Annotated in this window: 9 protein-coding genes and 1 pseudogene; 5 read left to right on the top strand and 5 right to left on the bottom strand. The window is 67.0% G+C overall.

The window, feature by feature from the left end:
* Positions 1-58 precede the first annotated feature (58 nt).
* From DBV14_RS00605 to DBV14_RS00595, 3 genes and pseudogenes are all read right to left on the bottom strand, one after another.
* Positions 59-283: a SlyX family protein gene (locus tag DBV14_RS00605; RefSeq protein WP_124457258.1), complete on the bottom strand. Its 225-nt coding sequence runs from the start codon at positions 281-283 to the stop codon at positions 59-61.
* A 65-nt stretch (positions 284-348) separates the two neighbouring features.
* A pseudogene (locus tag DBV14_RS00600) lies at positions 349-519 on the bottom strand (oxidoreductase); the annotation flags it as partial.
* A 94-nt stretch (positions 520-613) separates the two neighbouring features.
* On the bottom strand, positions 614-2,125 hold the full coding sequence (locus DBV14_RS00595; protein ID WP_124457257.1) for an MFS transporter: 1,512 nt from the start codon (positions 2,123-2,125) through the stop codon (positions 614-616).
* A gap of 178 nt (positions 2,126-2,303) precedes the next feature.
* On the opposite strand from DBV14_RS00595, the gene DBV14_RS00590 reads away from it, so the two are divergent.
* The 3 genes from DBV14_RS00590 to DBV14_RS00580 all read left to right on the top strand — a co-directional run bounded on the left by DBV14_RS00590 (position 2,304) and on the right by DBV14_RS00580 (position 3,860).
* On the top strand, positions 2,304-3,203 hold the full coding sequence (locus DBV14_RS00590) for a LysR family transcriptional regulator (RefSeq protein WP_124457256.1): 900 nt from the start codon (positions 2,304-2,306) through the stop codon (positions 3,201-3,203).
* A 64-nt stretch (positions 3,204-3,267) separates the two neighbouring features.
* Positions 3,268-3,540 carry a type II toxin-antitoxin system Phd/YefM family antitoxin gene (locus DBV14_RS00585; RefSeq protein ID WP_124457255.1) on the top strand — a complete coding sequence of 91 codons (273 nt, stop codon included), beginning with the start codon at positions 3,268-3,270 and terminating at the stop codon, positions 3,538-3,540.
* Positions 3,537-3,860, top strand: a complete 324-nt coding sequence (locus tag DBV14_RS00580) for a type II toxin-antitoxin system RelE/ParE family toxin (RefSeq protein ID WP_124457254.1) — start codon at positions 3,537-3,539, stop codon at positions 3,858-3,860. The genes DBV14_RS00585 and DBV14_RS00580 overlap by 4 nt, the downstream gene beginning before the upstream one ends.
* Positions 3,861-3,885: 25 nt before the next feature.
* Here DBV14_RS00580 and DBV14_RS00575 read toward each other — a convergent pair whose 3' ends face one another.
* Positions 3,886-5,724 carry an ATP-dependent endonuclease gene (locus DBV14_RS00575; RefSeq protein WP_260396761.1) on the bottom strand — a complete coding sequence of 613 codons (1,839 nt, stop codon included), beginning with the start codon at positions 5,722-5,724 and terminating at the stop codon, positions 3,886-3,888.
* Between the two features lie 99 nt (positions 5,725-5,823).
* Entirely contained in the window at positions 5,824-8,340 is a 2,517-nt protein-coding gene (locus DBV14_RS00570) for an ABC transporter permease (RefSeq protein ID WP_124457253.1), read from the bottom strand.
* 204 nt (positions 8,341-8,544) lie between these two features.
* Between DBV14_RS00570 and DBV14_RS00565 the strand changes: the two genes are divergently transcribed.
* Both DBV14_RS00565 and fdnG read left to right on the top strand, forming a co-directional pair.
* Positions 8,545-8,850, top strand: coding sequence for a hypothetical protein (locus DBV14_RS00565; RefSeq protein WP_124457252.1), 306 nt, complete (start codon positions 8,545-8,547; stop codon positions 8,848-8,850).
* Between the two features lie 128 nt (positions 8,851-8,978).
* Positions 8,979-12,056 carry a formate dehydrogenase-N subunit alpha gene (gene fdnG, locus DBV14_RS00555; RefSeq protein WP_148092423.1) on the top strand — a complete coding sequence of 1,026 codons (3,078 nt, stop codon included), beginning with the start codon at positions 8,979-8,981 and terminating at the stop codon, positions 12,054-12,056.
* Positions 12,057-12,076 lie beyond the last annotated feature (20 nt).

Here is a 12,076-nt window from a genome sequence, read left to right as displayed (position 1 = left end):
GCGTGGGCGTCGCCCTGAATGCAACTGAACGGCAAGCACCACAACGCCAGACAGAACGTCAGTAGTGAGGCGGCAGTTCGTCCCGAAGATTACGGGCAGCCCCGTCTTGCCCCGCGTTCTGGCTCTGCTGGCGGAGATGCGCAACCTGCTGGACCAGGCTGTCGATCTGTTGTTGCTGGCGGTAGATCGTCATGTTCAGCTGGTCCAGCAGATCTTCGGCGTAGCTCGACTTGATTTCGAGCTCGGTCACGCGCTCCGCGAGTTCGTTCGGTTGGTTTTCCATGCCGCTATTGGACAGGAAGACCGGCCTCGCTTTTGTGACGTTCCGCTTCGTCCCCTTCGTCCCCTTCAGCGCCTGACCCGTGCTTCCAGCAGATCGCCCATGCCGATGCGCTTCGCGAATTCGATGCGCACGCGCTCCGACACCTCGGCGGCACCGTCGGCCACGGCCTGCGGGTCGGCATTGTCCGGGGTCAGCGCCGACAGCCGCTCGCCGATCTGGTCCATCACGCCGTCGTGGGGGCAAGCGGCGCATCGAGCATCAGCGGCTTGGCAAAGGCCGCGTGCCCCCATCCCAGCCTTCCCCCGGGAGGGGAAGGAGCAAGACGCCCTTTCAACAGGTCGGCGACTCCAACGCCACCTCGCCCGCCTCGGCCTGCGCCTCTCCCCGCAAGAACGCGAACACCACCAGCGCCGTCAACACCGTCACGCCCGCCAGTACGCACAGCAGCGTTCCGAACGCCGCGCCATACGCATGCAGCAGCGCCGCGCGGTCCATGCCCGGCAACAGGGCCAGCGCCTGCGACAGGTCGCCCGTCGTCACGCGCTGCGCCGCCTGCGATGCGGCCGGAAAAACACGCCCCAGTTGCAGCGCCACCAGCGCCGTCAATCCCGCCCCCACCAGCGCCAGCGCAATCCCCTCCCCCGCCACCCGCACGGTGTTGAAGATGCCCGACGCCATGCCCGCGCGCTCGCGCGGCACCACGCTCACGGCCAGCCCGTCCATCAAGCCCCAAGGCAAGCCGATGCCCGCGCCGATCAACAAGAGTGCCCACACGATGTCGTGCAGCGGCGCGCCCGGCGCGCAGCGGCTGAGCCAGAACAAACCCGCCGCGCACACCAGCAGCCCCACGGCCGAGATCGCGCCCGCCGAGTAGCGGTGCGCGAGCCACGCCGCCAGCGTCGGCACCACGAGGATTGGCCCCGACAGCGCGAACATGAAGCTGCCCGCCTCCAGCGCGCTGCGCCCTTCGAGCCCGATGAAGCGGATCGGCAGCAGCACCAGCAGCACGACGAAGCCGTAGGCGGGCGCGGCAGCCAGCAGTTGCACGCCCACGAAGCGGGGAAAGCGGAACAGCGACAGGTCGAGCATCGGATGCGCCACGCGCCGCTCGATGGCGATGAAGGCCGCGCCCGTCAACGCCGCACCCGCCAGCGCACCGATCACCCACGGGCTGGCCCAGCCGCTGTCGGGCGCCTGCAGCACGCCCAGCGTCAACAGGCTCAGCGCGGCGGTAAAGCTCAACGTGCCCGGCATGTCGAGGCCCATGGCATTCGGGTTGCGCGACTCGCGCATGCTCACCGAGGCGATGCACAGCGCCACGAGGCTGATAGCGCCGGGGCTGAGCATCACGGCCTGCCAGCCGAAGGTTTCGGCGAGCCAGCCCGAGAGAATCGCGCCGCACGACAGGCCCACGCCGAACGAGGTGCCGATCAGGCTGAAGGCCCGCGTGCGCGCCGCGCCGTCGAACACCTGCGCCAGCGCCGCCGTGCCAGCCGCGAACGCCGCCGCCGACCCCAGCCCCTGCAACGCACGCGCCAGGTCGAACGAGACGATGCCGTGCGCCAGCGTCAGCAGCGAACTGCTCAGCGCCACCACCGCCAGGCCCAGCAGGAAGACGCGCTTGCGCCCATAGGCATCGGCCAGCGCACCGGCCGCCATCAGCGTCGCGCCGAAGCTCAGCATGAACGCGTTGGTCACCCAGTTCAGCTGCACCGGGCTGCCGCCCAGCGCGTCGCGGATCGCAGGGAGCACCACCGCCGGCCCCGTGAAGCTCAGCGGCATGCCCAGCGCCGCAAGGCACACGGCGGCCAGCAGCCAGTTCTTGTTGGAAGACGAAGACATCGGGGAAAAGCTTTCACGCAGAAGGGAGAAACAAAGCGGGCCAGTGAAGGCGGCCGGGCGTGAAGAGAAGATAGAAAGGAATCAATGGAATGAAAATGGCGCCATTGATCCTCAGACTGCCAACCCAGGGTTGGCAATCGAGCGACTCGCTCCCCTTCTCGCATTCACTCATCCATCCATGGACAGCTTCAGCGGACTCGAATCTTTCGTGCGGGCGGCCGACCTGCTCAGCTTTGCCAAGGCCGGCCGGCTGCTCGGCATTTCGGCGTCGGCCGTCGGCAAGAACGTGGCCCGGCTCGAGCAGCAGCTCGGCCTGCGGCTCTTCAACCGCACCACGCGGCATGTGCGGCTGACCGAAGAAGGCGCGATGTTCCACGAGCGTTGCCGCCGCATCCTCGATGAACTGGACGATGCGCGCGCTATGATGCAAGACGCCGTCGCAGCGCCGCGCGGCCGCCTGCGCGTGAGCCTGCCGACCATCGGATACCGCTTCCTGCTGCCGATGCTGCCGGCCTTCAAGGCGCGCTACCCGGAGATCGAACTCGACCTGGATTTCAACGACCGGCTGGTCGACGTGATCGCCGAAGGCGTCGACGTGGCCATCCGCAGCGGCGAACTGGGCGACTCGCAACTGGTGGCGCGCCGGCTCGGCCCGTTCTGCTTCGTGCTCGTGGCTTCGCCGGACTACCTTGCGCGCCATGGCGTGCCGCAGGTTCCGGCCGACCTGGCGCAGCACAGCTGCCTGCGCTACAAGTTCGTGACCGGCGGAAAGATCGAAGACTGGGACCTGCCCGGCCTGCCCACGCGACTGCCGCCCGGCCTGTTGTGCAACAACATGGAAGCCATGCTCGGCGCGGCCGTGGCCGGCCTCGGCGTGGCCTACATGCCCGACTTCCTGGCGCGCGATTCACTGCACCGCGGCGAGCTGCAGCGCGTGCTGGCCGCGCACCTGGTGCGCAAGGGACAGTTCTCGGCGCTGTGGTCGTCGAGCCGGCAACTGTCGCCGAAGGTGCGGGCCTTCGTGGACTTCGCGGCGGAGCACATGTTCAAGGACGAGGATGCGGCGCCGTCACCCTAACAACGCGAAGGACTGAATTCAGACCATAATAAGTCTGACTCAAAACAACGCCAGGGTGAACTCCATGAATTTCTCCACGCAAGTCAAACCCATCAGCTATCTGAAGAGCCATGCCGCAGACATCGTGAAGAGCCTCGCCGAATCCCGCGAGCCCCTGGTCATTACCCAGAACGGCGAAGCCAAACTCGTAGTGATGGATGTCCGCTCCTACGAAGAGCACGAGGCCACGCTGGCCCTTCTCAAGGTCCTTGCGCTCGGCAACCGAGAAATCGAACAAGGCCAGTTTCGGGCCGCAACCGACGTATTCGCCGAGTTGGACAAAGAAGACACGCAATGAAGGTTGTGTTCCTGCGGTCTGCCGAAACTGACCTGAAGGACCTGCGGCGCTACATCATCAAGAACTTCGGTGCGATCGCCTGGACGAGCAGCTACAGCAAGATCAAGGATTGCGTTGGGATGATCGAAGCCAACCCCAAGGCAGGCCGGATTCCCGAAGAACTCGAAGACCTGAACACAACCCAGTATCGGCAGGTCATCGCAGGCATGAATCGCATCATCTATGAAGTGCGGGTGGACGCCGCCTACATCCATCTTGTCTGCGATGCACGAAGAGACCTGAAAAGCCTGCTCATGCGGCGCCTGGTCGGCGCCGTCTGAGTCAGGCAGATCAGGTGGTCCGTCTTTACGCAGCCTGAGTGAGTTCGCCGTCCGCGTGTTCGTTCACGGCGTTGGCCGGCGTCTCGACCGGGTTGACGCTCTCCACGACCACTGGCTTCACCGTTTCGGGCATCACGGAAACCACTGCTTCAGCGGGAGCAGGAGCGGCAATCGGTGCGGGCGGGACAACAGCAGCAACGACAGGTGCCGCTTCATCGGCAGGCTTCGCGTTCTCCACGACCGCTGGCTTCGCAGGCTCCTGCTTCACAGCCACCGGCGCTGCAACCGGTGCGGCAACTGCGGTCGGTGCAGCCTCCACGACAGCCGCCACCTCCACAGCCTTGACCGGCTTGGCGGGCTTCGCCGTCGCCTCCGTAGCAGCTGCAGGCTTCGCAGCCGCCGTCTTCCCAAACTCCGCCTTCACCGCCACGGCTTTCACAGGCTCGGGCTTCACCACCGCCGGCTCGCTTACGCCCCGGCTCAAGGCCAGCGCGGCTTTCAGCGGGAACAGCGTGCGCTCGTCGCCCTCCGCTGCGTTGCTCACCGTGGTGCCCCGGACCTGGTCGAGGCTGGCGGTGCGCACCGCATCGACCCGGTGCGTCGGCACCATGAAGGGCGAGTGCGTGGTGTAGACGATCTGGTTGCCGAAGTCTTTTTCGAAGTGCGCCAGCAGATCGGCCTGCGAGTGCGGATGCAGGTGCAGCCCCGGCTCGTCGAGCAGCAGGATGGCGTCTTCGGCGCGGCCGCCCTTGGTGTCCGCAAAAAACGCGACGTAGAACGAGAAGAACCACTGGAACCCGCGGCTGCGCTCGTCGAGGTTCACCTCGACCTCGTACGCGTCGTTGGGGTCCGACACCAGGGTGTCGAGATGAGGCCCGTCGAGGTTGAAGCGAACCTTGAGCGGCCGGTCTTTCCAGAGCCGACGGATCTCGGCCGTCACCACCGAACCGGCGCGGTTGACGAGCTGGTGGCGCGTGGCCTGGTCGTTCTTTTCCAGCAGGTCCTGCAGTTGCTGCAGGTCGAGCCCCGCGGCCTTGCACAGCTTCTCGAAGCTCTGCTGTCCGGGCGTCGCCTGGCCCCAGCCCTTGCGCACGAGGTGGTCGGCAATGTTCTGGCGGCCGGGCAGCGACGGGTACTCGTCGACGTAGATGAACGTCGGCAGTTTTTCGATGACCCAGGCACGCGCCTGGTCGAGCGCCGGCTTGTCGTTGGCAATGGCCAGCGAGAGCTCTTCGAGTTCGACCAGCATCTGCTCCTGCTTGTCGCTGAGCTCGGCCCCCGCGACGGCCAGCGCCTTGCGCAGGGCCTGCGTGGCCTTGACGGCACCGGCCGACCACTTGATGAAGTCGGGGCTGGCGATCATGGCGGCGTCGAAGGCATCGGCCTCCTGCTCCAGCAATGCCTTTGCTTCTTCGGCAACCTTTTCGGCGGCGGCCTTGACGGCGGGCACGATCTTGCGGACCTTGCCCTTGATGTCGCTCACGTCGATCGACAGGTCGGCCAGTCCTTCGAACCCGGCCGTGCGAACGGTGTCGTAGCCCCGGCTCGCGGTGACGTGGCGAACGCCGGTCGCGCGCGGAAAAATGGCGGCCAGCGCGGCGCGTTCGCTTTCGTCGAGGGCCCAGCGCGTGTGCACGACGGGCGTGTCGCCCGTGCACTCTTCCAGGCGCCGGTGCCTGGGGAAGTCCTTGATGGGGCTGAGAGGGGCCAGCCCTTCCGTCGGGTTCAGGCTGTGAAGCGCACGCAGCAGGTTCGATTTGCCGCTGTCATTTCGACCGAGGATCGCCGTGATCTGCGAGGAATCGATGGAGCCGCTGTCGTTGATCGAGCGAAAGTTGGTGATCTGGAATGACGCCAAGCGCATGTAGGGGGGTTCTCTTCGAATGAATGCAGGGTCGGGGAATGTATTGCATTCCCCGGCCTTTTCTCGCTCGATCCCGCCCGCGCCGGAAGAAAAAAATAATTACTCGGCTGCGCGGCGCAACGTATCGACCACCGGCCGGCGCAGCACGTCGCGCAAGCCCCACCAGCCCGCGCCCAGCGCCAGCACCGCGCCGGCAAGCGCGCCCGCCACCGGCACGATCGGCGAGGCGGTCCACGTGAACTCGAACACATAGCGCGCCAACGCCCAGCCGATCACCGAGGCCACGATGCTCGCCAGGAAACCGGCGAGCAGCCCCACGCCGACCAGCTCGGCGCGCTGCACCTGGCGCAGCAGGCTGGCGCGCGCCCCCACGGCGCGCATGACCGCGAACTCGCGCGCCCGCTCTTCGCGCGTGGCCGTGACCGCGGCGAACAGCACCACCAGCCCCGCCGCCAGCGTGAAGCCGAACAGGAACTCGACCGCGCGAATCACCTGGTCGAGCACGCGCTGCACCTGGTTGATGGTCGCGCTCATGTCGACGTTGGTCACGTTCGGGTAGCTGCGCACCAGCGCGTTGTCGAAGCCCTTGGTCTCGGGCGCGCGGAAGGCGCCCATGTAGGTGACGGGCACGTCGGGCAGCGACGCCACCGTGTACATGACGAAGAAGTTGGCATGCAGCGAGCCCCAGTCGACCTTGCGCAGCGAGGTGATGCGCGCGTCGTTCTGCATGCCGCCAATGTCGAAGCGCAGGGTGTCGCCGAGCTTCAGGCCCAGCGTTTCGGCCAGCCCTTCTTCCACGCTCACCTCGCCCGCCGCGCCGGACTTCCATGCGCCGGAGGTGATGCTGTTGTGCTCGGGCGCCTGGGTGGCGTTGCTCAGGTTGAACTCGCGGTCGACCAGCCGCTTGGCGCGGTCTTCGGCGTAGTCGTCGGGCGTGACGGGCTTGTCGTTGATGGCGACCAGCCGGCCGCGGATCATCGGATACCAGTCGAACTTGCCCACGCCGGCATCGCGCAGCGACTTCTGGAACGCATCGCTCTGGTCGGGCATGACGTTGATGACGAAGCGGTTGGGCGCATCGGGCGGCGTGGCCTTGCGCCAGCTGGCGACGAGGTCGGTGCGCAGCAGCACCAGCAGCACCAATGCGAGCAGGCCGACCGCGAGCGCGCTGACCTGCACCACGGCATAGGCGGGCCGCGCGGAAATCTGCCGCGTGGCCAGCACCAGCCAGCGCGGCGCGGTCGTTTCATTGACGCTGCGGCGCAGCACCTTCACCGCCAGCCAGCTCAGCAAGGCGAACACCGCCACGGCGCCCGCGAAGCCGCCGACCGCGATCAGGCCCAGCTTGATGTCGCTGCTGGCCGCCATGAGCAGGGCCGCGAAGCCCGCCACGCCGATGCCGAGCACGGCTAGCGACGCGGGCTTGAGCCCGCCCACGTCGCGCCGGATCACGCGCAGCGGCGGCACGCGCGCCAGCTGCAGCACCGGCGGCAGGCCGAAGGCGAACAGCAGCGTGAGCCCCATGCCCAGCCCGAAGGCCACGGGCCACAGCGTGGCGGCCGGCAGCGCGGTTTCGACCAGCCCGGCCAGCAGCAGCACGAAGACGTAGTGCACGGCGAAGCCGATGGCCACGCCCAATGCGCTGGCCACGAGGCCGATCACCGCGAACTCGAAGGCGTAGGCCATCGCGATGGTGCGCTGGCTCTGGCCGAGCACGCGCAGCATCGCGCAGTCGTCGAGGTGGCTGGCGGCAAAGCCGCGCGCGGCCAGCGCCACGGCCACGGCCGACAGCAGCGCCGCCAGCAGCGCGACCAGGCTCAGGAATTTCTCGGCGCGGTCCAGCGTCTGGCGCATCTCGGGCCGGCCGCCTTCGAACGAATCGAGCCGCACACCGCGCAGTTCGCCCTTCTTGATGGTGGCCTCGGACCAGTCGGTGAAGCGCTTCACGGCGGCATCGGCCCCCGCCACCGCAAAGCGATAGCCCACGCGGCTGGCCGGCTGCACCAGCGCCGTCCGGGCCACGTCGGCCTGGTTGAGCATCACGCGCGGCGAGAAGCTCATGAAGCCCGCGCCCCGGTCGGGCTCGAGCGTGATCACGCGGCCGACGCGCAGGCTGGTGTCGCCCAGAAGCAGCGCGTCGCCCACGGTGAGCCCGAGCGAGTCGAGCAGCGAGGCATCGACCCACACCTCGCCCGGTGGCGGAATGTCGCGCGTGACGACGCCCGGCCCGTCGAGGGTGGCGGAGGTCTGCAGGCTGCCGCGCAGCGGGTAGCCGGCGGTCACGGCCTTCAACGCCACCAGCTTGCTGGCGCCGCCCTTGGCGTCCTCGGCACGCGCCATGGTCGGAAAGCCGTAGGTGCCGGTGCCCTCCAGGCCCATTGACTTCGCTTGCGCCACGAAGGCTTCGGGCGTCGGGTTGTCGCTGACGATGACGGCGTCGCCGCCCAGCAGTTGCCGCGCATCGCGCTGCAGGCCACCCTGCAGCCGGTCGGCAAAGAAGCCGACGGCCGTGAGCGCGGCCACGGCCAGCAACACGGCAACGATCAACAGGCGCAACTCGCCGGCGCGCAGATCGCGCCAGAGCGTGCGCCAACCCAGGCGGAGGGAGGCATTCATGGCGCGAACGATAGCCGACGCCTAAGGGCACGGCCGGTTTCAAGGGTTATTGCGCCCTCGCGGCCCTTGATCGCAGCCGCCTGCTGTCGCATGATGCGACAAACGTCTCCCGATTGTTGCAAACCGGGCATGCCCGGCCAGCGCAGCAAGACGGCGCAAGAAAAACAGCCCGTTGTCAGACCGTCCTTCCCCCAAGGAGTCTCGATGCCACGATGCCAGCGCCTGCAAACCATGGGCCTCTGCCTTGCCCTGGGTGTGCTCCTGAGCGCCTGCGATCCCAAGCCGACCACCTCGGGCACCACCAGCGCACCGGCCGCGGGCACGACCCCCTCCGGCGCCAGCCCAAGCGGCATCAAGCCCGCCGCTTCCGGCGACCCGGTCGAATCTTCCTCTGCCCACAAAGGCCCCTCCGAAGGCGGCGCGGCCATCGGCGGCATGAGCGGCCAGGGCGGCGCCTCGTCCGGTGGCGCACCCGCGCCGAGCGGTGGTGACGGCACGGCGCCCAAATAAGAAAAAAGCAAAAAAGAGCGCACGCAGAGCGACCGGCCCGGTTCAAGTTTTCCTTCTCCACGTTCCCACGCAAAACAGAAGAAGACCACGATGAAACAACCCAACTCAGCTGTGCAGGAGGTGATGTCATGGACATAAGCCGCCGGCAATTCTTCCGCGTCAGCAGCGCCGGGCTGGTCGGCTCCAGCATCGTGGCGCTCGGCTTCTCGCCGACCGCCGCGCTGGCCGAGGCCCGCAACTTCAAGCTCGCGCGCACCACCGAGACCCGCAACACCTGCCCGTACTGCTCGGTGGGCTGCGGGATCATCATGTACAGCCTGGGCGACAAGGCCAAGAACGTGGTGTCCGACATCCTCCACATCGAGGGCGATGCCGACCACCCCGTGAACCGCGGCACGCTGTGCCCCAAGGGCGCCGGCCTGCTCGACTTCGTGCACAGCCCCAACCGCCTGAAGTACCCCGAGGTGCGCGAGGCGGGCAGCACCGAGTGGAAGCGCATCGGCTGGAACGAGGCGCTCGACCGCATCGCCAAGCTGCTCAAGGCCGACCGCGACGCCAACTTCCAGACCACCAACGCCGACGGCAAGACCGTCAACCGCTGGACCAGCTCGGGCATGCTCTGCGCCTCGGCCTCGTCCAACGAAACCGGATACATCACGCACAAGGCATTCCGCTCGACCGGAATGCTGGTGTTCGACAACCAGGCACGCGTTTGACACGGACCTACGGTGGCCAGTCTGGCCCCGACGTTCGGACGCGGTGCAATGACCAACCATTGGCAGGACATCCAGAACGCGGACGTCGTGCTGATCATGGGCGGCAATGCCGCGGAGGCGCACCCGTGCGGCTTCAAATGGGTCATTGAAGCCAAGAAGCAGAACAAGGCGCGCCTTGTGGTGGTCGACCCGCGCTTCACGCGCTCGGCGGCCGTGGCCGACTACTACGCACCGATACGCGCGGGCTCGGACATCGCCTTCCTGGCCGGGGTGCTCAACTACCTGCTGAGCAACGACAAGATCCAGACCGAGTACGTGCGCAACTACACCAACGCGCCGTTCATCGTCGGGCCCGACTACAAGTTCGAGGACGGCCTGTTCAGCGGCTACAACGCCGAGAAGCGCAACTACGACCCCAAGTCGTGGGGCTACGCGCTCGACGAGGCCGGCATGGCCAAGGTCGACATGACCATGCAGGACCCGCAGTGCGTGCTGCAGGTCATGAAGCGGCACTACGCGCGCTACACGCCCGAGCTGGTGAGCCGCATCACGGGCACGCCGCAGGACAAGTTCCTGAAGGTTTGCGAGTACATCGCGAGCACCAGCGTCCCCGGCCGCACGATGACGGTGATGTACGCGCTGGGCTGGACGCAGCACAGCCAGGGCTCGCAGATGATCCGCACCGGCGCCATCATGCAGTTGCTGCTGGGCAACATCGGCGTACCCGGTGGGGGCATGAACGCGCTGCGCGGCCACAGCAACATCCAGGGCCTGACCGACCTGGGGCTGCTGTCCAACTCGCTGCCCGGCTACATGTCGCTCGCGCGGGACAGCGAGCAGAACCTGCCCGACTACTACAAGACCCGCGCGCTGAAGGCGCTGCGTCCCAACCAGATGAGCTACTGGCAGAACTACCCCAAGTTCTTCGTCAGCATGCAGAAGTCGTGGTGGGGCGACGCGGCCACGGCCGACAACGAGTGGGCCTTCCACTACCTGCCGAAGATCGACAAGCTCTACGACATCCTGCAGGCCTTCGAGCTCATGAACCAGGGCAAGCTCAACGGCTACATCTGCCAGGGCTTCAACCCGGTGGGCTCGTTCCCGGACAAGAAGAAGATCATCGACGGGCTGTCCAAGCTCAAGTTCCTCGTCACCATCGATCCGCTGATCACCGAGACCAGCGAGTTCTGGCGCAACTTCGGCGAGTTCAACGACGTCAAGACCACCGACATCCAGACCACGGTGTTCCGCCTGCCTTCCACCTGCTTCGCGGAAGAAGACGGCTCGCTCACCAACTCCAGCCGCTGGCTGCAGTGGCACTGGAAGGGCGCGGAGCCGCCGGGCGAGGCCAAGGGCGACATCGAGATCGTGGCGGGCATCTTCAACCGCATCCGCCAGGCCTACATCAAAGACGGCGGCGCCTTCCCCGACCCGATCGTCAAGCTGACGTGGCCCTACAAGATTCCGCATTCGCCCTCGGCGCAAGAGCTGGCGATGGAATACAACGGGCGCGCCCTGACCGACCTGCTCGACCCGAAGGACCCGACCAAGCCGCCGCTGGCCAAGGCCGGCGAACAGCTCTCGGGCTTCGGCCTGCTGCGCGACGACGGCTCGACGGCTTCGGGCTGCTGGATCTACAGCGGCGCGTGGACGCAGGCCGGCAACCAGATGGGCCGGCGCGACAACGCCGACCCGTTCGGCATCGGCATGGTGCAGAACTGGGCGTGGGCCTGGCCGGCCAACCGGCGCATTCTGTACAACGGCGCCTCGACCGACCCCGCCACGGGCAAGGCATGGATCGCCCGGCGCAGCCTCATTGCGTGGAACGGCAAGGCCTGGGCCGGCGCCGACGTGCCCGACATCCGGCCCGATGCGAACCCGATGGAAGCCGACGCGGTGCGGCCGTTCATCATGACGGCCGAAGGCGTGGCACGGCTCTTCGCGCCCACCGGCATGGCCGAAGGCCCGCTGCCGGAGCACTACGAGCCCTTCGAGTCGCCGCTGGTCAACAACCTGATGCACCCGAACAACGAGAAGGCGCGCGCCAACCCCGCGGCACGCATCTTCAAGGGCGACCTGGAACGCCTGGGCGTGCCGAAGGACTTTCCGTACGTGGCGACCAGCTACCGGCTCACCGAGCACTTCCACTACTGGACGAAGAACGTGCGCACCTCGGCCATCATCCAGCCGCAGCAGTTCGTCGAGATCGGCGAAGAGCTTGCGAAGGAGAAAGGCATTGCCAACGGCGACACCGTGAAGGTGTGGAGCAAGCGCGGCTTCATCAAGGCCGTGGCGCTGGTCACCAAGCGCATCGTCGGGCTGCAGGTGGATGGGCGCACGGTGCACACGGTGGGGCTGCCGAATCACTGGGGCTTTGTCGGCATTGCAAAGCCGGGGTACCTGGTGAACACGCTGACGCCGTTCGTGGGGGATGCGAACACGCAGACGCCGGAGTACAAGTCGTTCACGGTGAACATCGAGAAGGCATGAGATGAAGCGCAACCCCTTTC

This window comes from Variovorax sp. KBW07 (assembly GCF_003852515.1).
In the GTDB taxonomy this organism is placed as follows: Bacteria; Pseudomonadota; Gammaproteobacteria; order Burkholderiales; family Burkholderiaceae_C; genus Variovorax.
This window is presented reverse-complemented; position numbering and strand designations above follow the sequence as displayed.

Excerpts from the sequence above, each read along its gene's own strand:
- DBV14_RS00605 (WP_124457258.1), bottom strand. The coding sequence starts at position 283 with ATGGAAAACCAACCGAACGAACTCGCGGAGCGCGTGACCGAGCTCGAA.
- DBV14_RS00595 (WP_124457257.1), bottom strand. The coding sequence starts at position 2,125 with ATGTCTTCGTCTTCCAACAAGAACTGGCTGCTGGCCGCCGTGTGCCTT.
- DBV14_RS00590 (WP_124457256.1), top strand. The coding sequence starts at position 2,304 with ATGGACAGCTTCAGCGGACTCGAATCTTTCGTGCGGGCGGCCGACCTG.
- DBV14_RS00585 (WP_124457255.1), top strand. The coding sequence starts at position 3,268 with ATGAATTTCTCCACGCAAGTCAAACCCATCAGCTATCTGAAGAGCCAT.
- DBV14_RS00580 (WP_124457254.1), top strand. The coding sequence starts at position 3,537 with ATGAAGGTTGTGTTCCTGCGGTCTGCCGAAACTGACCTGAAGGACCTG.
- DBV14_RS00575 (WP_260396761.1), bottom strand. The coding sequence starts at position 5,724 with ATGCGCTTGGCGTCATTCCAGATCACCAACTTTCGCTCGATCAACGAC.
- DBV14_RS00570 (WP_124457253.1), bottom strand. The coding sequence starts at position 8,340 with ATGAATGCCTCCCTCCGCCTGGGTTGGCGCACGCTCTGGCGCGATCTG.
- DBV14_RS00565 (WP_124457252.1), top strand. The coding sequence starts at position 8,545 with ATGCCACGATGCCAGCGCCTGCAAACCATGGGCCTCTGCCTTGCCCTG.